At 47.7% G+C, this 23781-nt stretch carries 24 protein-coding genes, 1 tRNA gene and 1 pseudogene; 18 read left to right on the plus strand and 8 right to left on the minus strand.

Annotated elements, in window-relative coordinates:
• The first annotated feature begins 7 nt into the window (after positions 1–7).
• The 15 genes and pseudogenes from cydB (at position 8) to EWA64_RS14310 (ending at position 11569) form a co-directional block, all read left to right on the plus strand.
• Entirely contained in the window at positions 8–1144 is a 1137-nt protein-coding gene (gene cydB / locus EWA64_RS14240; protein WP_061893868.1) for a cytochrome d ubiquinol oxidase subunit II, read from the plus strand.
• A gap of 12 nt (positions 1145–1156) precedes the next feature.
• Entirely contained in the window at positions 1157–1264 is a 108-nt protein-coding gene (gene cydX, locus EWA64_RS14245; protein WP_000270284.1) for a cytochrome bd-I oxidase subunit CydX, read from the plus strand.
• Positions 1257–1559, plus strand: coding sequence for a cyd operon protein YbgE (ybgE, locus tag EWA64_RS14250; protein ID WP_061893869.1), 303 nt, complete (start codon positions 1257–1259; stop codon positions 1557–1559). The genes cydX and ybgE overlap by 8 nt, the downstream gene beginning before the upstream one ends.
• Positions 1560–1704: 145 nt before the next feature.
• A complete protein-coding gene (gene ybgC, locus EWA64_RS14255; RefSeq protein ID WP_061893870.1) occupies positions 1705–2124 on the plus strand; it encodes a tol-pal system-associated acyl-CoA thioesterase in 420 nt (139 codons plus the stop codon).
• Complete coding sequence (gene tolQ, locus EWA64_RS14260; RefSeq protein ID WP_039425563.1) at positions 2114–2797, plus strand: protein TolQ; 684 nt, start codon at positions 2114–2116, stop codon at positions 2795–2797. The genes ybgC and tolQ overlap by 11 nt, the downstream gene beginning before the upstream one ends.
• Positions 2797–3222, plus strand: a complete 426-nt coding sequence (tolR, locus tag EWA64_RS14265; protein ID WP_061893871.1) for a protein TolR — start codon at positions 2797–2799, stop codon at positions 3220–3222. Before tolQ ends, tolR begins: the two co-directional genes overlap by 1 nt.
• A gap of 13 nt (positions 3223–3235) precedes the next feature.
• A complete protein-coding gene (gene tolA, locus EWA64_RS14270) occupies positions 3236–4303 on the plus strand; it encodes a cell envelope integrity protein TolA (RefSeq protein ID WP_061893872.1) in 1068 nt (355 codons plus the stop codon).
• Positions 4304–4324: 21 nt separating this feature from the next.
• On the plus strand, positions 4325–5674 hold the full coding sequence (tolB, locus tag EWA64_RS14275; protein WP_139045654.1) for a Tol-Pal system beta propeller repeat protein TolB: 1350 nt from the start codon (positions 4325–4327) through the stop codon (positions 5672–5674).
• Between the two features lie 31 nt (positions 5675–5705).
• Positions 5706–6260: a peptidoglycan-associated lipoprotein Pal gene (gene pal, locus EWA64_RS14280; RefSeq protein WP_039443581.1), complete on the plus strand. Its 555-nt coding sequence runs from the start codon at positions 5706–5708 to the stop codon at positions 6258–6260.
• 15 nt (positions 6261–6275) lie between these two features.
• Positions 6276–7076, plus strand: a complete 801-nt coding sequence (gene ybgF, locus EWA64_RS14285) for a tol-pal system protein YbgF (RefSeq protein WP_061893874.1) — start codon at positions 6276–6278, stop codon at positions 7074–7076.
• A 114-nt stretch (positions 7077–7190) separates the two neighbouring features.
• Positions 7191–8252, plus strand: coding sequence for a quinolinate synthase NadA (gene nadA, locus EWA64_RS14290; RefSeq protein WP_039433167.1), 1062 nt, complete (start codon positions 7191–7193; stop codon positions 8250–8252).
• A 104-nt stretch (positions 8253–8356) separates the two neighbouring features.
• A pseudogene (locus tag EWA64_RS14295) lies at positions 8357–9400 on the plus strand (ion channel).
• Between the two features lie 16 nt (positions 9401–9416).
• A complete protein-coding gene (locus EWA64_RS14300) occupies positions 9417–9833 on the plus strand; it encodes a DUF350 domain-containing protein (RefSeq protein WP_061893875.1) in 417 nt (138 codons plus the stop codon).
• Between the two features lie 8 nt (positions 9834–9841).
• Positions 9842–10405 (plus strand): DUF1190 domain-containing protein, encoded by a 564-nt coding sequence (locus tag EWA64_RS14305; protein ID WP_061893876.1) that lies wholly within the window; start codon positions 9842–9844, stop codon positions 10403–10405.
• Positions 10406–11569: a glutathionylspermidine synthase family protein gene (locus EWA64_RS14310; RefSeq protein ID WP_061893877.1), complete on the plus strand. Its 1164-nt coding sequence runs from the start codon at positions 10406–10408 to the stop codon at positions 11567–11569.
• A 107-nt stretch (positions 11570–11676) separates the two neighbouring features.
• Here the strand turns inward: EWA64_RS14310 and EWA64_RS14315 are convergent, their stop codons facing one another.
• From EWA64_RS14315 to EWA64_RS14340, 6 genes are all read right to left on the minus strand, one after another.
• Complete coding sequence (locus tag EWA64_RS14315) at positions 11677–12144, minus strand: copper chaperone PCu(A)C (RefSeq protein ID WP_061893878.1); 468 nt, start codon at positions 12142–12144, stop codon at positions 11677–11679.
• Between the two features lie 28 nt (positions 12145–12172).
• Positions 12173–13309: a porin gene (locus EWA64_RS14320; RefSeq protein WP_061893879.1), complete on the minus strand. Its 1137-nt coding sequence runs from the start codon at positions 13307–13309 to the stop codon at positions 12173–12175.
• Complete coding sequence (locus EWA64_RS14325; RefSeq protein ID WP_061893880.1) at positions 13306–14469, minus strand: methanobactin export MATE transporter MbnM; 1164 nt, start codon at positions 14467–14469, stop codon at positions 13306–13308. Before EWA64_RS14325 ends, EWA64_RS14320 begins: the two co-directional genes overlap by 4 nt.
• Before the next feature lie 5 nt (positions 14470–14474).
• The gene (locus EWA64_RS14330; protein WP_061893881.1) at positions 14475–15377 is read right to left on the minus strand and encodes an MbnP family copper-binding protein; all 903 of its coding nucleotides are present in this window, start codon (positions 15375–15377) and stop codon (positions 14475–14477) included.
• Positions 15378–15525: 148 nt separating this feature from the next.
• Positions 15526–15978 (minus strand): hypothetical protein, encoded by a 453-nt coding sequence (locus tag EWA64_RS14335; protein ID WP_061893882.1) that lies wholly within the window; start codon positions 15976–15978, stop codon positions 15526–15528.
• Between the two features lie 226 nt (positions 15979–16204).
• The gene (locus EWA64_RS14340) at positions 16205–16774 is read right to left on the minus strand and encodes a YecA/YgfB family protein (RefSeq protein WP_061893883.1); all 570 of its coding nucleotides are present in this window, start codon (positions 16772–16774) and stop codon (positions 16205–16207) included.
• Positions 16775–16987: 213 nt separating this feature from the next.
• Between EWA64_RS14340 and EWA64_RS14345 the strand changes: the two genes are divergently transcribed.
• The 3 genes from EWA64_RS14345 to EWA64_RS14355 all read left to right on the plus strand — a co-directional run bounded on the left by EWA64_RS14345 (position 16988) and on the right by EWA64_RS14355 (position 20116).
• Positions 16988–19168, plus strand: coding sequence for a hybrid sensor histidine kinase/response regulator (locus tag EWA64_RS14345; protein ID WP_061893884.1), 2181 nt, complete (start codon positions 16988–16990; stop codon positions 19166–19168).
• 270 nt (positions 19169–19438) lie between these two features.
• The gene (locus EWA64_RS14350; protein WP_061893885.1) at positions 19439–19888 is read left to right on the plus strand and encodes an L-alanine exporter AlaE; all 450 of its coding nucleotides are present in this window, start codon (positions 19439–19441) and stop codon (positions 19886–19888) included.
• Between the two features lie 140 nt (positions 19889–20028).
• Positions 20029–20116: transfer RNA gene (locus tag EWA64_RS14355), tRNA-Ser, on the plus strand.
• Positions 20117–20274: 158 nt separating this feature from the next.
• On the opposite strand, the gene EWA64_RS14360 is transcribed toward EWA64_RS14355, so the two are convergent.
• A complete protein-coding gene (locus EWA64_RS14360; RefSeq protein ID WP_061893886.1) occupies positions 20275–23181 on the minus strand; it encodes a DEAD/DEAH box helicase family protein in 2907 nt (968 codons plus the stop codon).
• Positions 23182–23198: 17 nt separating this feature from the next.
• Positions 23199–23777 (minus strand): class I SAM-dependent methyltransferase, encoded by a 579-nt coding sequence (locus EWA64_RS14365; RefSeq protein WP_212590088.1) that lies wholly within the window; start codon positions 23775–23777, stop codon positions 23199–23201.
• Between the last annotated feature and the right edge of the window lie 4 nt (positions 23778–23781).

A 23781-nucleotide genomic window follows, 5' to 3' on the forward strand; every position in this document is an offset into this window, starting at 1 on the left:
ATACAAGATGTTTGATTACGAAATCTTGCGATTAATCTGGTGGGTACTGATCGGTGTGCTACTCGTTGGTTTCGCAATTACTGATGGATTCGATATGGGGGTGGGTGCGCTCGTCCCTGTAATTGGTAAAAATGACAATGAACGCCGCGTGATGATCAACTCGATCGCGCCACACTGGGATGGTAACCAAGTTTGGCTTATCACCGCTGGTGGTGCCCTGTTTGCCGCTTGGCCACTGGTTTACGCGACCTCGTTCTCTGGTTTTTACTTAGCAATGATCGTAACGTTGGCCGCGCTATGGCTGCGTCCGATTGGTCTCGATTACCGCTCAAAAATTGAAGATGCCAAATGGCGCAACACTTGGGATATCTGTATCTCGATCAGTGGTTTTGTGCCGCCTGTCATTTTTGGTGTGGCGTTTGGTAACTTACTGCAAGGCGTGCCATTCCAACTGAGTGACTTTTTGATGCCAACCTATCATGGTTCATTCTTTGGTCTGCTGAACCCGTTTGCATTGCTTTGTGGTTTGGTGAGCTTGTTTATGATCCTGATGCAAGGCGCGACTTGGCTGCAAATGAAAACCACAGATGCGGTTCACGTTCGTGCACGCAATGTTGCACAACTGACTGGTGTGCTGACAGCGCTTGCTTTTGTGGCAGCAGGTTTTTGGATCCAGAGCATTGACGGTTACGTCATTGTTGGCAGCATCGATACCATGGCCGCATCAAACCCACTGAATAAAGAAGTAGTTCGTCAAGCGGGTGCTTGGATGAACAATTTTGAAGCTTATCCACTGCTATGGGCTGCACCAGCTCTGGGTGTACTCATGCCTTTACTGGCCGTGATTGCTTCTCGTCTTGAAAAAGGGGCGTTGGCTTTCTTAGCTTCAAGCCTAGGAAATGCGGGTGTGATTTTTACGGCTGGATTTGCCATGTTCCCATTCATCATGCCATCGGATCTAATGCCAAGTCACAGCTTGACGATGTGGGATGCGACTTCATCTGAGTTGACACTGAATTTGATGACGGGCGTTGCCTTTGTGATGGTGCCGATCATTTTGGCCTACACTGCGTGGTCGTACTACAAAATGTTTGGCCGCCTAGACAGCAAATTCATTGAAGACAACAAAAACTCACTTTACTAAGGAGCAAAGACTATGTGGTATTTCGCATGGATTCTCGGTGTACTGCTTGCTTGTGCATTTGGCATCATCAACGCTCTTTGGCTAGAGCATTCAGAAATGATGGACAAAGACAGTGAATAAACTAGCAGAACAGATCGCGACACTGCATGAACCGTTCGACAGAACGTGGCTGAAAGCATTCACGCTAGTACTCGGGTTTGTTCATGTTGGTTTAGTGATGTGGGAGCCTCACGCCTACGCAACAGCAATCGGCGGTTTTAATGTGCTGATTGGTCCAGCGCTCATTTGGGCGGTGTGTTCGAGCATGGTGTATGGTATTGGGTTTACGCCGAAAAATTGGTATTGGCAGCTCTTGTTCAGTCCCTATTTTTCAATCCCAATTCTGCTGTTTTTAACCGCTTTACACATTTTGTAACCGAGATGGTTAATATTTGAGCCAGGCCAAGTGCCTGGCTTTTTATTTTCTCCACACAATTCAAAAAAAGGCAGGCGTGTAGTACCAATTTATGTGACTTAAGTTATAGTAATCGCTTTAATCCATGCACTGAATCGGTACGACATTGAACAGCAATAACCAAGCTTTTACTTGGCCAGTGACGGTTTATTATGAAGATACGGACGCCGGAGGGGTGGTTTATCATGCTAACTACCTCAAGTTTTTCGAACGCGCTCGGACAGAGTTACTACGCTCGGCTGGGATCTCACAAGATGCGCTACTGAAACAAAATATCGGTTTTGTGGTCCGACATATGGATATCGATTTTATACATGCAGCAAGACTCGATGAAAAGTTGACCGTACGAAGCAAAATTGGCGAATTTAAGCGCGTTTCTCTGACCTTTTGTCAAGAGTTGGTCAATGAAGAAGGGCGGTTGTTGTGTAAAGCAACAGTTAAGGTAGCATGTATCGATAATTTGAAAATGAAACCTTTTGCCATTCCCACATCTATTATTTCGGAGTTAACAAATAGTGACTGCTGATATTTCTATCTTAGATCTTTTTCTACAAGCGAGCCTGTTGGTTAAGTTGGTCATGTTAACTTTGCTTGGTATGTCAGTCGTCTCTTGGGCCATGATCATCAAGCGTAGCAAAGTGTTGTCGAAGGCGAGCAAAGATGCTGAAGAGTTTGAAGACAAATTTTGGTCTGGTATCGACCTTTCTCAGCTTTATCAACAAGTGAAAGCCAGAAAAGAGAACCTCTCTGGCGCAGAAGAGATTTTTTATGCTGGTTTTACCGAGTTTGCTCGATTACGTAAAACCAATGCCAACTCACCAGCTTACGTTATGGAAGGAACGGGCAGAGCAATGCGTGTTGCCGTTTCCCGTGAGGTGGATGATTTAGAAAACAGTCTGCCATTTTTGGCAACGGTTGGTTCAATCAGCCCTTACATTGGACTATTTGGTACCGTTTGGGGCATCATGCACGCCTTTATTGCTTTAGGTGAAGTGAAACAAGCCACCCTTTCTATGGTCGCCCCTGGTATTGCTGAGGCTTTGATTGCTACAGCTATGGGTTTGTTTGCCGCTATCCCTGCTGTTATGGCCTATAACCGTCTGAGTAATAAAGTGACGAAGTTGGAGCACAACTACGCCACCTTCTCAGAAGAGTTCCACAGTATTTTGCACCGTCAAGCCATGGCAGGTAGCCACTGATGGCGGGGTATCAACCGAAAAAACGCAAGATGACCGCGGAGATCAACGTGGTGCCGTATATCGACGTTATGTTGGTTTTGTTGATCATCTTTATGGCGACCGCCCCTTTTGTGACTCAAGGGGTGGATGTAGAACTACCGAAGGCAAGTACTGGTGAGGCTTCTGAGAGCAGCCTTTCTTACATTGTCATTGAAATCGATAAGAATGGGCAGCTCGGGTTAAGCGTTAATAACGAAGAAGTGCAACGTGGTCTATCGTTGGCCGACGTTATTTTGCGAGTTAAAGCAGAGCTTTCTCTCAAACCTGATTCGCCTGTTGCTGTTGGTGGTGACGCCGCAACACCGTACGCGGAAATTGTGTTATTGCTCGATGAACTCAGTAAAGCCGGCATCCCCAAAGTTGGCCTGCTAACCGACATAGAATAAGTCAGACGCGATCATGAGAGAAAAGAAAAATAAAAAGAATGATTTCGTAGTCCCCATTGTGGTCTCACTACTCCTGCATGTCGCCTTAGTTGTCGCTTTGCTTTGGAGCACCGATTTTAATATGCCTAAACCGCAAGCTTCTGGGCAAATGGTACAGGCTGTGGTGATTGATCCTAAGTTGGTACAACAGCAAGCGAATGAAATCCGTCAGCAGAGAGAAAAAGCCGCTAAGAAAGAACAGGAACGGCTGGACAAGTTGCGTCGTGAAGCAGAACAGTTAGAAAAGAACCGTAAAGCAGAAGAAGAGCAACTGCGTAAGCTAAAAGAGCAGCAAGTTCGTGATGCGAAAGCAGCACGTGAAGCTGAAGAGGCGCGCAAAAAGAGAGAGCAAGAGCAAAGAGTCGCAGAAGAGAAGGTGCGACAGGAAAAAGATCGTGCCGCTAAGCTAGAAGCTGAGCGGAAACTGAAAGAAGAAGCGATAAAAAAAGCCGAACAAGAGCGCGTTGCGAAAGTAGCGGCTGCCGCTAAAGCGGAACAAGAGCGTTTAGCAAACGAAAAAGCGGCTAAAGAAGCCGAAGAAAAGGCTCTCCGTGAGCGCGAAGCTGCACAAAAAGCAGAGCAAGAGCGGATTGCTCAACAGAAAGCCGCTGCAGAGGCAGCGGAAAAGGCGCGCAAAGAGAAAGCACGTTTGCAGCAGCTGGAAAAAGAACGCAAAGAGAAACAAGAAGCGCTCGATGATATTTTTTCGGGCTTAGAAAATGAGTTGGAAGCTAATTCATCGGCACGTTCAAAATATTTATCTGATGAGCGCTCTCGCTACATCGCAATCTATGAAACAACAGTTGAAAATAATTTAATTAAAGATCAACCGTACAACGGGCGTAGTTGTGTGCTGAACATAAAACTGATTCCCACTGGAAACAACAAAGCTTTTGTCTCCGAAGCTACTGTTGTTGAGGGAGATCCTGCACTTTGCCGTGCTGCGAAAGCATCCATCGTGAAAGCAAAAGAGTTTGATTTTCCAAAGGAACCGGAGCTTCAAAAGGAGTTTAGAGATTTTGACTTTAGATTTAAATTATAGGGACCTGACGTGAAAGAATTAATGAAATGCTTATTGCGGCCATTGTTCTGTATGCTCCTAGTGCTAGTGCCACTTACAGCAAATGCAAAACTAGAAATTGTAATTACGGATGGTATCGATTCGGCAAGGCCTATCGCTATTGTTCCGTTTAAATGGCAAGGAAAAGCAGCACTTCCAGCCGATGTCTCCGCGGTGATTGCGTCCGATCTGCAACGTAGCGGTAAGTTTAGCCCAATCGCAACCAATAAAATGCCTCAGACTCCTTACAACGAGTCTGAGGTTAACTTTGACGCGTGGACGGCTTTGGGCGTTGATACGTTAGTAACTGGCAGCATCAGTCAAAATGAGAAAGGTGAGTATGTCGTCCGCTATCAATTGATCGATGTCGTGCGTGGTATGCTCACCAACGGTCAAAGTCGGGCATTGGAAGACGGCCAACTCGTGCTATCAAAAGATCATGTGTTGTTTACCAAAGTCGCAACCGTCGAAGGCGAGCGTCTGCGCGAATACGCCCATCGCATCTCCGACCTAGTCTATGAGCGTTTAACCGGAGAACGCGGCGCATTTTTGACTCGCATAGCGTATGTAGTAGTCAACGACAACGACAAATTCCCCTATCAACTGAGAATCTCAGATTACGACGGCTTTAATGAACGTTTAGTGCTGCGCTCAAAGCAACCACTGATGTCACCCGCTTGGTCTCCTGATGGTCGACAACTGGCTTATGTGAGTTTTCAAAATGGTCAGGCGGAAATTTTCATACTGAATATTTATACTGGCGAACATGAGAAACTAACGTCATATCCACGTCATAATGGTGCGCCACGCTTCTCTCCAGATGGGAGTCAATTGGCGCTTGTTCTGTCCAAAACGGGATCTTTACAGCTCTATACGCTGGACTTAAAAACTCGCCAGTTAACCCAAATAACGCGGGATAGATCAAATAATACGGAGCCATTCTGGCATCCTGATGGCAAATCGCTCATCTTTACTTCTGATCGGGGTGGTAAACCACAGATATATAGAGTAAATTTGAGCGACGGGTCGACTAGCCGTCTTACATGGCAAGGTAGCCAGAACTTGGGTGGACAGATTACTCCGGACGGAAGATTCCTGATCATGGTTAATCGTAGTGAATCCGGCTTTAATCTGGCCAAACAGGATTTGGAGACGGGTGCAGTTCAAGTATTGACAAAAACCTTACTTGACGAGTCACCAAGTATTGCGCCAAATGGAGGTATGGTTATTTATAGCTCCATTTACGATAAGAAAAATGTACTGTCGATGGTGTCTATCGATGGTCGCTTTAAAGCTAGATTACCGGCAACGAATGGGCGTGTCAGAGCTCCCGCATGGTCTCCGTTTTTGTAGCAACTAAGTTTGATTAATAAAGGAAAATAAGATGCAACTTAACAAGGTTCTTAAAGGGCTTCTAATCGCACTCCCAGTAATGGCTGTTACTGCGTGTAGCTCAAGTGATGACGCAGCGTCTAACGCTGGCACCAGCACTGAAACTAACCAAACAACGTCTGGTGGTTCAGCGACGACTGGTGGTACTGATACCACAGTGATCACGCCGATCAACCAAAACGGTCAGCTATCTGAGCAAGAGCTTAAAGAACAAACTCTGCGTGAAACTCAAACCGTTTACTTCGCATTTGATAATTCAACTATCTCAAGTGACTACGAAGAGATGTTAGCGGCGCACGCAGCGTACCTAAGCAAAAACCCGTCACTGAAAGTAACTATCGAAGGTCACGCCGACGAGCGTGGTACACCTGAGTACAACATCGCGCTGGGTGAGCGTCGTGCACAAGCAGTTGCGAAATATCTGCAAGCGATGGGCGTTCAAGCGGATCAAATCTCTATCGTGAGTTACGGTGAAGAGAAACCTCTTCTTCTTGGTCAAACCGAAGAAATCTACGCGAAAAACCGTCGCGCAGTATTGGTTTACTAATTGAGGATATGCCTCATGTTCAGTAACACTAAGCGAGCGGTTACGCTTACGTTACTGGCAAGTGCAGCGAATATTGCATTCGCTGCACCAGCCCCAGTATCTGATCTCAATAGCGAGCCCGCGACAGCGTCTGCTGTCAATGCTAGCCAATCTGTCGTTAACGCTGCGCCTGAAACAGATGTTCAGCGTCTTGAGCGTCTGCTGCAAAACCGAAATCGAGTTCAACTGCAGATGCAGCAACAAATCGATCAAATGTCGCTAGAAATTGCGGAGCTGCGTGGCAAGCTTGAGCGCAATAGCTACGATATGCAGCAAATGCTAGAAAGACAGCGTGAATTGTTCATCGAGCTGGATCGCGTGCGGGGTGAAATTAAGTCCGTAGGGAATACGAGCTCACCAGCAGCCGAGGTGGATTCGGGTGCAGATAAAGGTGTGTACAGTACCAACGTGGATGAGCAGACCGCATATCAAAATGCAGTCGACATGATTTTGAAAAAGCGTGATTACGCTGGTGCGATTGCCGCGTTTATTCAGTTTCAAAAAGATTTCCCAGATTCGAGTTATGCAGCGAATGCCAGTTATTGGCTAGGTCAGCTTTATTTTGCGCAAAAGCAGGATAAAGAGGCGGCTAAGAGTTTTGCTGCGGTGGTGACTTACCGTGATTCCAACAAGCGTGCTGACGCTTTGGTCAAGCTGGGTGATATTGCGGCTCGCAACAACAATCAAGCGGAAGCGAAGAAGTTCTATCAGCAAGCGATTGATGAACATCCTAGTAGTGCTTCGGCCAAGGTCGCTAAATCAAAATTGCAAGAATAGGGAGCTCAGGCTCCTTATTTTTTTGCCAGTTTTCTGCATGCTATGGCTTTTGCATCTTCTATTCGCTTGAGGTTACAATACGCGAACTATAGGAAGTTGCGTAGAGCACGAGCAATGAGCCACATTTTAGACAAGATTGACACGGTTTATCCTTTCCCTCCAAAGCCTATCCCTTTGACGCAGGAACAAAAAGAGCAACATCTTTCCAACATCAAAGCATTGTTGAAAGAGAAAGATGCCGTCCTGATTGCCCACTATTATACCGATCCTGAAATTCAAGCCCTCGCTGAAGAAACCGGTGGTTTTGTCGGCGACTCTCTGGAGATGGCTAAGTTTGGTAATCGTCACCCTGCGAGCACTTTGATTATTGCTGGTGTGCGCTTTATGGGTGAATCGGCAAAAATCCTTACCCCAGAGAAACGCATTTTGATGCCGACATTGGAAGCTGAATGTTCTTTGGATCTGGGCTGCCCTGCAGACAAGTTCACGGAGTTTTGTGACGCGCATCCAGACCATACAGTGGTGGTGTATGCCAACACGTCTGCCGCCGTCAAAGCACGAGCTGACTGGGTGGTGACTTCCAGTATCGCACTTGAAATTGTCGAGCATTTGGACGCCGAAGATAAGCCGATCATTTGGGGGCCAGATCGCCATTTGGGCTCTTACATCGCCAAGAAAACCGGCGCAGATATGCTGCTTTGGCAAGGCGAATGTGTCGTGCATGATGAATTCTCTGCCGATGCGCTTCGCAAAATGAAAGCCGTTTATCCCGACGCTGCTATTTTGGTGCATCCAGAATCGCCAGCCAGTGTGGTTGAACTGGCCGATGCCGTAGGTTCAACCAGTCAATTGATCAAAGCGGCTAAAGCATTACCTCAGCAGAAGATGATCGTCGCGACCGACAAAGGCATTTTCTTTAAAATGCAGCAGCTCGTGCCTGAGAAAGAGTTGATTGAAGCGCCGACAGCTGGCGCCGGCGCGACATGTCGCAGTTGTGCCCATTGCCCTTGGATGGCGATGAACGGCCTGCAAGCCATTGAGACCGCTTTGCGTGATGGTGGCGAACGACATGAGATTTTTGTAGATGAAGAATTGCGTGTTAAGTCTTTGATTCCATTAAACCGTATGTTGGACTTTGCCGAAAGATTGAACATGCAGGTAAAAGGAAACGCCTAATACTGCGCACAAGATCACAAAATGGAAACCAGCCTAATCGGCTGGTTTTTTTATCTCAAATAATTGACTTATATTCAGCATCCTGATGAATGAAGGGGTTCACTATGTCAATTTGGTTGGTGCTAAAAAAGTGGTTTCAAACCCATGTATTTAGGCTAAGCAACCGCAATTTACTGTTACTGGTTGGCGTGTACCTGAGCCTTTGCTGGGGATTATTACGCTGGGCTGGTGAGGATGCGATTACCCGTGATCTCTCGGTATTTGTTTACTACTTAATGGTGACGGCATCGACCGTGGGGTATGGCGATTTATCACCCAGCACCACCTTTGGTCGCTGGGTTGTGGTTCTCGTTGTTATTCCTGGTGGATTGAGTCTGTTTGCTGCGTTACTCAGTCGTATCGCGGGTGGGGCGATTGATTATTGGCGTGCTGGCGTCTTGGGCAAAAGGAGAGTTCGAGTGGAAAATCATATTCTTTTATTAGGCTGGAATAACCAGCGAACGATTCACTTGATCCGCATGTTACAACATTAAGAGGCGGGTAAGCGGCCGATTGTGCTCTGTAGCCGTTCAGACATTGAGAATCCATTACCCGGCGAGATAGGTTTTGTTAAAGTGACCAGCTATACCGATGGCCAAGAGATGATCAACGCCAATGTGGAGCAAGCGAGTTGCATCATCGTTGATACTCAGCAAGATGACATTACTCTGTCCGCCGCGCTTTATTGTGCGAGCGTCACTCCAAACGCCCATTTGGTGGCCTATTTCAAAGATGAAGCGCTTGGCCGCTTGCTGAGTCAGCATTGTCCAACCGCAGAATGCATTCCTGCGGTTGGCGCGGAAATGCTGGCCAAGGCGGCGGTGGATCCTGGCTCTAGCACTTTGCATCAAGAGCTACTCGCGTCGACCAGAGGGATGACGCAATACTCAGTGCTGTACCCGAACACGCAACCTGAGACCGATGTCGACAGTGTGTTCACCTTTATTAAGCAACAGCATCAGGCAACGCTAATTGCCGTGGATGTTGGCCAAGGGATTGAACTCAATCCACCACTCAACAAGCGCATTCCATCCGGCAGCAAGCTCTTTTACATAGCAGACGAGCGGGTGGAGTCGTTCCACTGGCAAACAATGAATCAATTAAGGTAAACATCTAGGTAAAATCATGGAAATGATCTCTAAGTTGTTGGCAGGATTCCCCAACTTTCTCCTCTATTTTTCACTGTCGTTGGCTTTTGTGCTGGCTTTTAAATTTATCTATGTCCGACTGACACCTTATGATGAGTGGACGCTGATAAAGGACCACAAAAATACCGCAGCGGCGATTGCCCTTAGTGGCGCGTTTTTGGGGTACTGTTTGGCCATCTCCGGCGCGGCGAAAAACTCGGTTAACATTGCTGATTTTGCTGTTTGGGGTGTCGTTGCCTTGATGGCGCAATTGGTCGCGTTTGCTATTGTTCGTTTGGTGTTATTGCCGCGCATCGGTGAGCGAATTGAGAACGATGAAGTACCAGCGGGGATTGTTTTGGCAACGGTTTCGGTGTCTGTGGGTGTACTCAATGCTGCGTGCATGTCTTACTAGGAGTCGAGATGAAACGCAGTGCTAACGTGAAAAAATCGTCTTTTGAGAAGGTCCTGCCTGCCATTCCATATCTTCTTGTTGGTGGTGTCGCGGCTTACTCATTCTATGAGCCTAAGACAGAAGGCTACATTTACCGAGACAGCGAACAGTGTAAAAGAAACCATCCCGGTTATTTCGAACAGTGCGAACTGGCCTACAAAGAAGCACTCGCACGCGCGGAGTTCAGTGCGCCGCGCTATCAATCAGAAAGTGAATGTAAAAGAGAGTTTGGCTATGATTCGGATGACTGCTATTACAGCAGCACCTATCACTCTTATATGCCACGCATGAGCAGTTTCTTTTACACACGTGACACCAGCGGTTTAACGTCTCGCTCAAGCGCCTTTTTCTCTCAGCCGCTCTACCGCTATCGTAGTGGTTACTACTCTGGCAATGGTGTTTCTTATGGCACCAAATTGGGCCAAGCGATGAAAATCAACACCAGCTCGATTAAGTCAAGCGGCGGCACGATAGGCAAAGTGATGTCGCGTGGCGGGTTTGGCAAGTCGGTCTCTATCAGTCGAGGCGGCTAAATGTTTCGTCGCGAAATAAAAGAGCGAGATCACTGGCGGGCACTTGCCGAGCGCTACGGCTTTGGCTTTCATACTATGTACGGGCAGCCTTATTGGGATGAATCGGCCTATTATCAGTTTAATTTGCAGCAGATTGAACACGATCTCGAAGCGCCGACGGAAGAGATCCACCAAATGTGCCTGTCCATCGTCGACAAAGTAGTACACGACGAAGCGCTTTTGACCCGTTTTGCCATACCCGAAACGATGTGGGAGGCGGTGCGCCGTTCATGGTTGATGCAAGAGCCATCACTTTACTCACGGCTTGATTTCGCCTATTCAGGCAACGGCCCGGCCAAGTTGTACGAGAATAATGCCGATACCCCAACTTCGCTGTTTGAAACAGCCTTTTGGCAGTGGATATGGTTGGAAGATGTGGTGAATCGAGGCGTGATTTCTCGACGTGCCGACCAGTTCAATATCTTGCAAGACTATCTTATCAAACGGTTGGCCCATATTGCCCGTTTGCAGCCGGGGCAAACCTTGTACTTCAGTTGCTGTAAGGAGACTGAAGAAGACCGAGCGACCGTGCAGTATCTTGAGGATTGTGCAAGAGAAGCCAGACTTTCAACCGCGTTTGTCTATATCGAAGACATTGGTGTCGATGAACAAGGGCAATTTGTCGATCTCGAGAATCGGGTTATTCATTGGATGTTCAAACTCTACCCTTGGGAAGAGATGTTCCATGATGAGTACAGCCAGTTTCTCACCACGTCGAAAATCAATTGGTTGGAGCCGATGTGGAAGTCGGTATTGTCGAATAAAGCGTTGTTGCCTTTGCTATGGCAAGAGTTCGAGGGGCATCCAAACCTTCTACCGGCCTATTTTGCCGATGATACAAAAGCGAGCGCATTGAGTGATTTTGTGCGTAAGCCCTTGTTTTCTCGTGAAGGGGCAAACATTGAGATCGTACGTAATGGGAAATCTCGCCATAAAACCGACGGGCCGTATGGGGAAGGGCGTTTTATTGTCCAACAATATTGCCCATTGCCAAAGTTTGCCGATAGCCACACCTTAATCGGTAGTTGGTTAGTCAACGACAAAGCGGCGGGTATTTCGATTCGTGAAGACTCAAGTTTGATCACTCAAGACTTGGCTCGCTACTTGCCGCACGTGATCGTGTAACGTCCTATTAGCAAAAGGCACCGAGGTTGCCCTTATGGGTTTTGCCTCAGTGCCTTTTCTTTTTCGTGAGTTATCTCGCTATTACATCTTCATCATGGCAGGTGGTATTAGTGAGTGTGGGTATGCACGTGGCCCGCCTCTTCAATCGCCATCTCGACTTCGATACTGCCCGCTTTTTTAAATGTCAGCGTCATCGGGAAGCGTTCGCCTTTCTTATAGTTCTTGCTTGGGTTGAAGATCATCAGGTGATAGCTGCCGGGTTCGAACATCACGCTTTGCATACTGCCAACGCGCACCGCGTCAATTTTCTTCATCTGCATCATGCCGTCAGCCATCTCATGAGTATGAATTTCCACTCGCTCAGCGATTGGGGTTGATGCGCTGAGCAAAAAGTCGTCGCTGCTTGCGGTGTTCTTCAATTGGAAAAAACCGGCAATCACCGTCGCCGTCGGTGGCGCTTCACGACTCCAAGGGTGATCGATTTGTATGCTGCCTTGATGGTAGTCATGGGCGAAAACGCTGCCAGTGGTCAAAGACAGCAGTGTGATGAGCAATGTGTGGATGGTTTTTTTCATTTTAATTTACCTTGTGGTTTTTCTTGGTTTACCAGTTCAGGTTGCCCTGATACACCAGCCAAAATGCGTTTTGGCTAAGGTGAGTAATCTCTTCGTAGTTACCTTGTAAGCGCAGCGTTTGCGCTGGGGCGAAATGCCAGTTGAGCACCGCGCTAATACGTTGAGGACGCAAACCTTCGGCATTGAGCGCTTGACTAAACTCACTGCTCTCTCTGCTGACTTGGTTGTCGCTGATGAGCGCGTCGTAACGTAGTGCCAGTTCAAGCGTCTCTCTTTGCCAAACTATCTGCGAGCTCACCCCATACTGAAAGGCATCGAGGTCGGTTTGCATCTGCTGAGAGTCGCTAAGACGAGCGTCGATTTGTTGCCCCATCCATTGCGCTTCAATGCCAAATTGTTGCCACTGCCATTGAGCGCCGAGAGCAACCAAGGTGGTGGTGCCATCAAAGATAATCGTGCTGCTCGTGGTGGTATGGTTATGACCTTGGTTGGTTTGTGCGCCGCGTTGGGTTGCATCGAAATGGGCCAACGAGCCGACAACTCGCCACGAATGCGCTTGTTTAAATCCTTGCCACTGATAGCTCAAACCAAGCGCAGCGGGTGTACTTTCGCTAGCATCCGCTTGGGCGGGGTAGCCATTGCCGCGCCCAACCCAAGCGGTAAGATCATGCATACCATTGGCGTAGGTGAGCTTGATGCTGTCGTCTTGATACTGGTTGGCAAGAAATGCTTGCTGTGGCAACGATGCATCGACAAATCGCCAGTCGTGCTCATGCACGTCATTGTATAAACCAATGGGCGACAGTTGACGGCCTAAACGTAAGGTCCAGTTTTGCCCGAGATGCGGTTGTAGCCAGAGCTCTTCAACCTCGACATTCTCTCCGTGGTGGCTACCGAGGATGATTTTCCCGGCGACAACTTGCGGCCAAATGGCTAGTAGCCCTAGCTCACCGTGCATCAACTGCAGGCCTTGCTCTTGGTGCGCCGCATCTGCGCTGGTCAAAATACCCGGAATAGCAAATTGCTGATCGCGACTTTGATGGTAGTAGCCGAGTTGAGCGAACACGTTGCTTTTTACTTCAATGTTTGGCTCATGGCTCGGGTTGGCATAGGCAATATGGCTAGAGAGCAAACTAACTGCCGTGAGTGTGAAAGCGTGTTTCATTGGTTATCCTCCGGCAAAAATGGGTTGGCATAGCGCGGGTTGCGAACAAAGGCTTCATCGTTGAGCGCCCCCAAAAAGGCCAGTACGTCCTGCTTCTCTTGCGGGCTTAAAGTAAAGCCATTGACAAACTCACTTTTGTTGGGGTTGAGTCGCCCATCGCCTTGGTAGAAACCGCTTTCGATATGACGGCCGCCTGCGGCGTAAAAATCCAGCACTTCAGAGAGTGTGGCGATGCTGCCGTCGTGCATATATGGCGCGGTATAAGCAAGGTTGCGCAGCGTGGGCGGGCGAAATTTGCCTTTGTCCGCTGCGTTTGCTGTCACTGTATACAGGCCATTATCTTGCGCTGGGTAGCTGCCTTGCTCATCTAAGTTGTACAGGCCGGTGTTAAAAAACGGACGACTGACAAATACCGTATCGGCGTGCAAGGTCGAATCGCTGAAGTTAAAGCCGCTGTGACAATGAAAGCACTCCATCTTTTCGCTGTTGAACAGTGCTTGACCGCGTAGCGCCGCACTGCTCATCGTACCTTGATCAAAATCGCTCTCTTTAGAAATCAAGGCGCGGTTAAACACCGCCAGCGCTTTGATGATGTTGGGCAAAGTCACGGGTTGCTGCTCGTTCGGAAACGCTTGGTTAAACAGCGTCTGATATCGGGGATCTTGCTCAAAGCGTTGCAAAATCTCGTCACGGTTCGCATCGTTAATCCCCATCTCAACCGGAAATTCCCCAAACAGTGGGATCACCAGTTGTTGCTCTATGGTGTGCAACACCGGATTGGCCCAAGTGTAGGAGGCGTTGTAAGCCACATTGGTTAACGTTTGCGAGTTGCGGTGTAGCACCTCGCCGGTTGAACCAGTCGGAACCGCCAGCCCATCGGTAAATGCGAGCGCCTGCTGATGGCAAGATTCACACGCAAAGGTCTGATTGCCCGATAAACGCTTGTCGTAGAAAAGGTGTCGTCCCAGCTGGAATTTTTCTTCGCTGGCCGGGTTATCGTTTGGCTCTCTCGGCATGGGAAGAGAGCCCGTTTGAAAATCAAATCCACTGAGGTTGGTTGAACCCGCCGCAGTGACGTCGTAGCTTGATTCGCCGTCACAGCCCGTTACTGATGTCAGCGCGAGCAGTGTCAGCAAACCACTTTTGAGGTTTGCTGACATCGGTATTACTCCACACTCACCCAAGATTGTGAAGTTGAGCAGTTGCCTGCAAAGCACTGACCCGTGGTGAGATCCAACCCTAAGTTATCAAACACGCCTTGGCAATCAGGGTCGCTATTCGCCGACATACAGCCCAATGGCGTTGCGTCCGTATTTTTAGAGATGTCGCTGTTGGCGACCAGCTTTTGATAATCGAACACCACCTTGTTGGTGGCTAGATTGAAGTTATCCAACTGATATTGTGGGCGGTTCGGGCGAGAGCCTGAGCAGTCGACGACTTCTGCGTTGGCATCGGTCACTTCACAGCCTGTGGTGCCAAGGTGGATGTTCCAACCCGCCACATCCATGCGCAAATGTTTGTGCCCTTTTTGCCAGCTCCAGTTCATCCCCGTGACATCAAGAGGAGAGACAGCATCATCGCCATCAATACCGTAGTGGTTGAGCTCTGCTGGCACGCCGAGGGTAAAACGAAGACTGGTGTATTTACCCTGTGGAACCTTGCCGCGAATGGTATGGTTGGTGTCTGGATTGCCGTTCGCACAGCTGCCCGTGCCCGTTTCGAAATCCAGCAGGGCAACATTTTGATACTGCCATTTGCCGTCTTGGGTAAGTTCGACGGATACCGCTTCACCTTGTTCGTTGATCAGCGCAACTTCCGAGATATACATACGCACATCGCTAAAAGTGGGTTGGCTGTTGGCTGTGCCTACCACGCTGTTGTTCATCGCTTCGCAGCGAATTTCTTCATTGCCGACTCGTGCCGAAAACTGAATTGCTACCTCTTGGCTGGTTTTGCTATCGGTGTTACTTGCCCCCGAACTGCTGTTGTCACTGCCGCCACATGCGGCCAATAAGCTACAAAGAGTGATAGAGACAAGTGTTTTAGCGCTTAATGATGGGTTAAACATGATTCTTCCTTCTGAATTTTTAGTCAGCGCGCGCCGTTTAACAGATAGCATTAACGGATAGCAAACAGCACGCGCGCACCATCCCGTTAAAGGTGGCGTTTTTTTAATGTTGAGCGTGAATGACTCGGCTGAGCCGATGGCTCAGAGATCAGGCGAAGAAAGAACGTGGTGGAGATTGTTTCGGGGCGATGGAGAGATACACCTTTTGTAAACAAAGAAGGTGTTGATAGAAGATAGGTGTTGGGGCGGGGCGAGATAGCCAAGCCAAGATGATGGCTAAGCAGAGAACAGCCAGGCTTAAAGAAAACTGGCATGCTTTGAGCAGTGGGCAGTGAAACTTCAGATTCTCATGGCCGCTGTCCGCATCCGATGTTTCAAGGTTATTGGCTTCAATCAGTTCACTGATATCCACCCACTTAAAGCCTTGTGCGGTACACAGCAGCACTTTGCCGCCTTGGCTGTCTGATAGCCAGTTTTGTCGATTAACTTGAGAAGGGTTGAGCGCCATGGTCGCCAACAGATAAATCTGAAACAACAAAGCAATAATGACGTAAAACGCCACTGCTGTTTGTTTGGTTTGCGGATTTATGCGTAGGTTCATTGCAACATTGAGTTAACCGAAATTGGCGCGGATACTAACAAATAACCGCTAGAGATGTAATGCTATTTTTACTGGTTGGTATAATTTATGTGATTATTATTGTGTTTGATTATGAGTGGTTGGCTGGATATGCGTAATGTGTTGGCTAAAGTCAGTCGACAAGAAGTGGGTAAAACAAACAGGCATGCACGGCGAGTGGCACACCACTCGCCGCGGGAAAGAGGATTTATTGCTGCTCAGCGAGCATCACACCACGTTGGGTTAGGCCGCAAAGCATCACCGGCATGGCATTAAAGATCTCAGCAAACTGCTCAAGCCCTTCAAAGCCCTGCTCGCTCAATGTCGCAATGGTGGTTTCTGGGTCGTAAAGCATCGTTAAAGAGAGCAACACTCCGCCGAGCAGCGCATTTTCCTCACTCTCTTCTGGCATCAAGGTTTCCCAATCATCGCGCGCCAGTTGCCAGCCTTGCAGTACACCTTCACAAAAATCACGAGTGGCTTGGTTAACAATTTCCGCGTCATCTAACTTACAGTTTTCTGGCCACTGCCAAGAGCCATCAAGCAGCGCTGGGCGTGCCTGATTCCACAGTTGCACTACTGCGTCAATGTAGGCTTCAAGCTGTTCACCGTCGGAAAAAGGTGCAGTTTCTTCACCTCCCCATAAGAAAGGTAGCCATTCATGTGGGTCGAGGATGTTGGGCGCCGCCGCCATTGAAGTGACAAAGCCTTGCGTTTTAGCAAGATTGAGCAACTTACCGTCTAATTCCTCAAGGGAAAGAATGTCAAATAACGTCAAAATAGAATACCTTGGATGTTAAGGGCGAGTGAATGGGGGGATCTTACCAATCTCGGCCGCCATTAAAAAGGGCAGAGCGCCAGTTTCAGTGATTGTCGCTCTTTTCCTCTGTGTCGTTGTTGCTAAGAAAAGTAAGTCATTGATCCCCGTACCTTGAGAGGTGCTGGGTATGGTAATACACTAAAGTGAGCTAACAGGGAACGCTATCATCATATGGAAATTCGCTCATCACTTCGCAACAAAAGCATTCTCGCCTTGAGTCTGTACCTCTGTTTTTTTCTCGCTATCATCGGCAGCGTCACCTATTTCGTGGTTGAGCCTTTAGTTCGCAGCAAAATCGAGCAGAATTTGGATTTGAGAACCGAGCTGCTTGCCGCACACATTGAAGAGCCGCTCAATAGCTCGCTCGGATTACTCGACAGCCTCGTCGGCTTCGCTCAAGGTAACCCCCCTCAAGCGCAACTTTCGCGTGGTGTTGCCAATCTCATCGCCGCCAGCAGCAAGATTATCGCCAGTGGTGGGCTTTGGCCTGAGCCGGAACTCAATCAAGCGAAACCTGTCTATCGAAGCTTGTTTTTTAATAAAACCAAGCAAGGTGAAGTAAGGCAGGTGCATCTTTATAACAACCCGGAATCCCAAGGGTATCATCTTCAGCCTTGGTATCAGTCCGTTGCCAATCAACCTTCAGGTCAGCTAAATTGGTCGCAGGTGTACATCGACCCTTATACGCAAGTGCAGATGATCACCGCATCCAAACCTTATTACCTTGATGGGCAGTTTGCTGGAGTGGCAGCGGTTGATCTCTCCTTGCAAGCACTGTTTGATTTTATTCGCAAGCATACCGAGATTTACCAACTTGGGGTCACCATCAGCGCATTAAATGGCGGCTTGATCACCGAGCATAACTACAGTCTTGTTCGGGGGCGTTATGTGAGCCAGATTGAACTCAGCGATTTTCATTGGCAGATGAAAGTAGTCAATGCTCGCCAGCGAATAAGTGACGAAGTATTCGACAAAGTGCTACGGGTGGAATGGGGCATTTTGCCTTTCTTACTCATCTGCGTTTTGGCGGGTTACTACTTACTTAATCGCTATTTGATTGCACCAATCATCACGATTGCGCAAAGCGTGGACAACTCAAAAACCGGTGGGATCGTTGATATCGATTATCAAAGCGATGACGAGATCAAACATCTGATTGATGCGTTTAACGAGAAAACCGTCTATCTGGAGGCAGAAAAAGTCAAAGCGCAAGCGTCAACCAACGCCAAAACCGCCTTTTTAGCCACTTTGTCACACGAAATTCGTACACCCATGAATGGCGTATTGGGCACGGCGCAGCTGTTGCTGAAAACCCCATTGACCGACGAGCAGAAAAAGCACCTAAAAACGCTATACGATTCCGGTGATCACATGATGACTTTGCTCAATGAAATTTTGGATTACTCTAAAATCGAGCAAGGACACATGGAATTTGATCTCGCCCCATTCCCGTTTGACTCGATTATTGGCAGTGTAAACAGCATCTACTACACCCTGTGTACAGAAAAAGGACTGCAATTTCGCGTCTATTCACAGGTTGCCAAAGAACGTTGGTATCATGCAGATCGTGCACGCTTGCGGCAAATACTATTCAACTTACTCAATAATGCGGTGAAATTTACTTCCCACGGAGTGGTTGAAGTCTACTTGGAAGAAGTGTTCAAAGGAGGGATGAACTACCTTGTGATTAAAGTTAAAGACACAGGGATAGGCATTCCTATTGCGGCACAAAAACGTATTTTCCGCCCATTTGAACAAGCCGAATCGTCGACGACACGACGTTATGGTGGCACTGGCCTTGGACTTGCAATCGTTAAAAAAATCGTTGAAAAGTTAGGTGGTAAAATTAGCGTTTCCAGTCAAGAAGGGCTTGGCAGTTGCTTTAGCGTCGAATTACCACTGCAAGTGTGTGAAGCGGGCAGTGTGGAGCAAGAGCAAAATTATCACCTCGATTATCAAGGTTTGACCGTGCTGATTGTTGAAGACAACCGTACCAACGCTATCATTCTTGAAACGTTTATGCGCAACAAAGGCTTTATTCCCACTTGTGTCGAAAACGGCCAAGAAGCGTTGGATCTGTTACCACAGCAATCATTCGACTTGATCTTAATGGACAATCACATGCCCGTACTGGATGGTATTGAAACCATTCGCGCCATTCGTGCCATGCCAACCTCAATTAACCAAGTCTTGATCTTCGGTTGCACTGCCGATGTATTCAAAGAAACACGAGTTTGTATGTGCGAGGCCGGTGCCACTCACATCATCGCAAAACCGATTGTAGAGAAAGAACTCGATGATGCGTTATTCCGGCATGCAGACTTGCTCTACCAATACCGTCGTGAGGCATAAAAGGTCTTCTTTCTCTTCTCAACGCAAAATCATTATATGTAGTTAAATTACATCTCAAAGATCGTTGAAATGAGGTTTTATCCATTTCTGGTGACTTTATCTACATTTGGTGTGTTTTTTGGTCATAAATTTACAACTCAATTTCAAATACGGTATCTAAAACTACAAATTATTTGCTCTAATAGCGCCATGAACTGCTCTGGTTTTTATATCCAGTTCATGATGTCGTTAAATTGCCATTTTTATAGTTATATATTTTAGAGGACGTAAATGAAATCTCGTGCGCCATTTTGTATCCGTCATGCAGCAGCAGATACTTTTGCTATGGTGGTTTTTTGTTTTATCTCAGGGATGATTATCGAGATTCTGATTTCTGGAATGACTTTCCAGCAATCATTGGCATCACGAACGTTGTCGATTCCGGTCAACATCGCTATCGCTTGGCCTTATGGTGTGTTCCGCGACTGGGTATTACGTCAAGGCGCGAAAGTGTCGACTAGCGGACTGATGAAAAACGTCTCCGACTTGGTGGCGTATGTGCTGTTCCAATCCCCAGTTTACGCAGGCATTCTGCTTGCCGTGGGCGCATCGACAGAGCAGATCGTCACAGCCGTAACCAGTAACGCGGTGATCTCCTGTGGAATGGGCGTTCTATATGGCTACTTCCTAGATATGTGTCGCCGCTGGTTTAAAGTGCCGGGTTACTATCAACAAGCGTAGTTGCTGGTAGAGTGGTCGATTTAGTCAATAACTGACCAACTGAACCGCTTGGGGCGCTTTTTTTAAAAACTGGGCTTGACCAATCCCAAGATAATCATTAAATTAGCGCCTCGTTGAGAGGGGAAACCCAACAACAATTCGGTGAGTTGTCCGAGTGGCTGAAGGAGCACGCCTGGAAAGTGTGTGTACGGCAACGTACCGAGAGTTCGAATCTCTCACTCACCGCCACATTCAAGAAAAAAGACGTCCTAGGGCGTCTTTTTTTACGTCTGTAAATACTTAAAGCAACACGTTAAAGTCCGAGCTCTTGCAAGCTCGTTCAACAAATCCACGGTTTCAAGTAATACCTGCCGCTGTTTCTCTTATGCATACGATAATGAATGAAGTTACTGCGTCATAACCTTTTTCAGCCTCGCAAATGTCTTCATCGAGTCATTGGCAGGCATTAACTCGTAATCTGGGTTATTGGCTTTTAGCCAGTAGCGGCCTTGTGCATCTTTCTGCACCACACGCAGTAGGTACTGATTCTCGCCTGAGCTATCTTGGATTTCGATCGCCATGGTGTTGCCTGTGATGGAGCCAGCGGAAATCGGCGTCACAAACTCGAGTAACAGCAAATCACCGTCTAGTATGGGGGTTTTACCCCCGTTCATGGAATTGCCAGAGGCTCTGGCTAAGAAATGTTTTTGAGGATTGAGGTTAGCCATATCAACGGGCATGTATTCAACCTCTTCATGAGAGCCTGTCTTAAAATGGCCACAAGCGATCTTAAGGTTTGGGTAGTAGGGCAACAAGGTTCCTTCATTGGCAGCCTCTGCTTGAGTGGTCGGTTGTGCCACTACTTGGTGAGACTGTTTAGGTGGCCTGTCTGAATATTGAGCAAGTTGTAGGTCCACGAGCTCTTTGACAAAGTCATGGAACGCTTGCTGGTGGAGTGGGGCAACATCTAAGTCAGCTTTGAGCTTTCCGTTGACAAGCTTGAACCAAGCACGACTCTTAGTTTTGTTTTCACCTAAAAATGCCTTGATAGGGTTACCGCGCCAATATTTTAACCATGCCGGAGAGTCTGCGGTTAAGCGTAGGTTGTCCTCTGACAGATCGGATGCCTTTAGCTTGGGATAACGAGAGAGCACGTGCCAACTTTTACTCGCGAGCACTTCGAGACTCGGGGCATCTCTGAACCCATCTAGCTCGAGGTAGGCTTCAAGTAATATCGCTTTAAAACTCTTGGTCATGCTTGCTTTTTGGATGGCGTTGGCAAAGAAGTCACGATGTTCGCGAACGAGGTAATCTAACTCCGGATCTTTATCCATACTTGCTACCAACTCTAGCCAACTGCCGTGCTGCTTGTTCACTTTGGCAAGGTCGTAACCTGCTCGGTAATACTCGACCGCACGAGGTCGATGGCCCAAATGATTGGTCAAATGTTCAAATTCTTCTTGAGCGGAATAGCGAAGCTGCTTTGTTAGCGTTTGCCAAAAATCGATGATTTTCGGGTCGATGTTGGTAAAGCAACCTTTGCCTAATTCTGGCCGTGTTTGTGACTGCCCACTCAGTTGTTCGAGTGAGCTTGATGCGCTGATCCCTAAAATGTCTTTCTTGTTCAAAAACGAGCGATGGTTGCCAATGAAATCCAACACCACCAAGTGTGATTTGCCTTTGTGGCGACGAAGTCCTCGGCCCAATTGCTGAATGAAAACGATGTTGGATTCAGTAGGGCGCAGCATTAACACGGTATCGATTGAGGGTAAATCTGTCCCTTCATTGAACAGATCAACCGAGAAGAGAACGTGAATTTCTCCTTTGTCGAGCATGCTCAACGCTTCATTACGACGAACTGAGGAATCACTGTGAACAGAAAGCGCCTTCAAGCCTTTAGTTGCAAAAGTTTGATTGAACTGCTGCGCCATAAAATCTGCGTGCTTTTTGGATACACAAAACGCCAAGGTGCGAGTTTGTTGCCTGTTCTGCCAATGTTTAAAAATATGTTTGGCACGTCGTGTGGTTGCAAACTGGGCGTCAAGAGCGGTGGGGTCAAACTTACCATTTCGCCATGGGATCTCTTGGTAATCGACCGAGTCATCCCAAATGCCGTAGTAGTGAAAAGGCACCAGAATTTCATCATCGATACCATGCACTAAGTTACGTTCAAATACTAAGTTGTCGTGGCAAAGCGAGAGGATGTTCGCTTGGTCTGTCCGTTCTGGAGTAGCCGTTAGCCCGAGTAAAAATTTAGGCTCAAAGTAATTGAGAATATTGAGATAGGTTTTGGCGCTGGCATGATGAAACTCATCTACCACGATGTAATCAAAATGGTCGGGAGCAAAGTGTTTGAGGTGTGCTGCTTTACCCAAAGTTTGCACTGAGGCAAACAGCATCTCTTTGTTTCTTTCTTTGCTCTTACCGTGATAGTAGCCTGCGGATTTTTGCGGCCAAAGTTTAGCGAAAGTCATCAGTGCTTGAGTCAGAATTTCTTCGCGGTGAGCAACGAACAGAACTCGCTTTGCTTCCAGTTGTTTGGCATCAAACGCAGATAACCAAGTTTTCCCCATGCCAGTGCCCATCACAACCAATCCACGCACATTGCCTTTTTGACGAGTCTCGCTGAGTCGCTGCAATGCTTCCAATTGTGCTGAGTTGGGTGAATACTCTTCGTCATCCAATAGTGTTGTGTCGCCAACAGCGCAAAACTTCGGAGGTGTTCTTCTTTTGATGTAGCTGTCAATCCATTCATCCGTCAGCAATATGGCAGATGGATGATGAAACAGTTTGTCAAATTGAGTTCGGATATTGTGAAACTGTACCGCCTGAGGGGAGCTGTCTGGTTGCTGGTAATCTAAACGTAGGCACCATTCATGGGCATCGGTGAGTGCGGTTTTACTGATGTTGTTAGAGCCAACAAAAGCGGTTCCTTGGTAAATGGACCGAGCTTCATCGCTGCGAACAAAGATGTACGATTTGAGGTGGAAACTGCGGTTATTGGCTTCAAAAATCTTAATTTCTATCTCATCCCCTTCTAATTCGATCAGAGAGCGCAACGCAATAGGATGAGTGATGTGCAGGTAATCTGACGTTAGGATGCGCAGTTTTAAGGGCTGCTGGTGTGACTTTTTACGTTCAATCGCCTCGTGAATGCTTGGCAGAAGCAAATCTAGGCCAGAGGGTTGAATAAAGGACACCGCAATCTCGATTTCGGTCGCATGGTTGATCGCGTGGATCAGCTGCGGCAGCAGAGGGTCTTCACCGCCAGTGGTTAATAGGGCGTCTTTAAGAGTAAGCGACTGATGTGACATCTACCGTTTCCTAACTATCATCTAACCAAGATGGCGTTGAGCCACTGTTCCGATCCTCGACCCGGTCTTACGTCTGACGTTACCCAAGTTTGCTTGATCGTTAAGGGCGATGTCGTGAGTGTCGCGTGTAGCTTATGCTCATCCATATCGGTAAAAAAACGTCCGTTACGTACTTGAGCCGCCTGACCATATTTGAATGAGCAATAAAAAATACCCTGCGGTTTTAATAGCTGGCTGAGTGTGAAAAAGGTTGCGGCTAACTCTTGGTCTGGGACATGCAGCAAAGAGGCGCACGCCCAAATGCCATCAAAGCTGTTGGGCTCAGCACGGAAGGTATCAAACTTAGCATGGATGACGTTTTGCTCTAAATGGCGAGAAGCGAGTTCAACCAAGGCTTGATTGGCGTCGAACGCCGTCACTTTAAAGCCTAGCGCTTTGAAATGTTTGGCATCACGGCCAGAACCACACCCCGCATCGAGAATCGCACCATGCGGATTTAGATGAGGAAGAAACTGGTCATACAGTTTCTCAACATCGACGCTTACGGTCGACTCGAAGAAAGATTGAGCGTTCTCGGTGTAATATTGGTCGGTGATGTTC

The sequence above is a fragment of the Vibrio cidicii genome (genome assembly GCF_009665415.1).
In the GTDB taxonomy this organism is placed as follows: domain Bacteria; phylum Pseudomonadota; class Gammaproteobacteria; order Enterobacterales; family Vibrionaceae; genus Vibrio; species Vibrio cidicii.

Bases quoted from the DNA above. Each gene is read 5' to 3' on its own strand.
- tolA (WP_061893872.1), top strand. From the start codon at position 3,236: ATGAGAGAAAAGAAAAATAAAAAGAATGATTTCGTAGTCCCCATTGTG.
- nadA (WP_039433167.1), top strand. From the start codon at position 7,191: ATGAGCCACATTTTAGACAAGATTGACACGGTTTATCCTTTCCCTCCA.
- EWA64_RS14310 (WP_061893877.1), top strand. From the start codon at position 10,406: ATGTTTCGTCGCGAAATAAAAGAGCGAGATCACTGGCGGGCACTTGCC.
- cydB (WP_061893868.1), top strand. From the start codon at position 8: ATGTTTGATTACGAAATCTTGCGATTAATCTGGTGGGTACTGATCGGT.
- EWA64_RS14335 (WP_061893882.1), bottom strand. From the start codon at position 15,978: ATGAACCTACGCATAAATCCGCAAACCAAACAAACAGCAGTGGCGTTT.
- EWA64_RS14360 (WP_061893886.1), bottom strand. From the start codon at position 23,181: ATGTCACATCAGTCGCTTACTCTTAAAGACGCCCTATTAACCACTGGC.
- ybgF (WP_061893874.1), top strand. From the start codon at position 6,276: ATGTTCAGTAACACTAAGCGAGCGGTTACGCTTACGTTACTGGCAAGT.
- EWA64_RS14325 (WP_061893880.1), bottom strand. From the start codon at position 14,469: ATGTCAGCAAACCTCAAAAGTGGTTTGCTGACACTGCTCGCGCTGACA.
- tolR (WP_061893871.1), top strand. From the start codon at position 2,797: ATGGCGGGGTATCAACCGAAAAAACGCAAGATGACCGCGGAGATCAAC.
- cydX (WP_000270284.1), top strand. From the start codon at position 1,157: ATGTGGTATTTCGCATGGATTCTCGGTGTACTGCTTGCTTGTGCATTT.
- EWA64_RS14350 (WP_061893885.1), top strand. From the start codon at position 19,439: ATGAAATCTCGTGCGCCATTTTGTATCCGTCATGCAGCAGCAGATACT.
- tolB (WP_139045654.1), top strand. From the start codon at position 4,325: ATGAAATGCTTATTGCGGCCATTGTTCTGTATGCTCCTAGTGCTAGTG.
- pal (WP_039443581.1), top strand. From the start codon at position 5,706: ATGCAACTTAACAAGGTTCTTAAAGGGCTTCTAATCGCACTCCCAGTA.
- EWA64_RS14320 (WP_061893879.1), bottom strand. From the start codon at position 13,309: ATGAAACACGCTTTCACACTCACGGCAGTTAGTTTGCTCTCTAGCCAT.
- EWA64_RS14315 (WP_061893878.1), bottom strand. From the start codon at position 12,144: ATGAAAAAAACCATCCACACATTGCTCATCACACTGCTGTCTTTGACC.
- EWA64_RS14330 (WP_061893881.1), bottom strand. From the start codon at position 15,377: ATGTTTAACCCATCATTAAGCGCTAAAACACTTGTCTCTATCACTCTT.
- EWA64_RS14300 (WP_061893875.1), top strand. From the start codon at position 9,417: ATGGAAATGATCTCTAAGTTGTTGGCAGGATTCCCCAACTTTCTCCTC.
- EWA64_RS14305 (WP_061893876.1), top strand. From the start codon at position 9,842: ATGAAACGCAGTGCTAACGTGAAAAAATCGTCTTTTGAGAAGGTCCTG.
- EWA64_RS14345 (WP_061893884.1), top strand. From the start codon at position 16,988: ATGGAAATTCGCTCATCACTTCGCAACAAAAGCATTCTCGCCTTGAGT.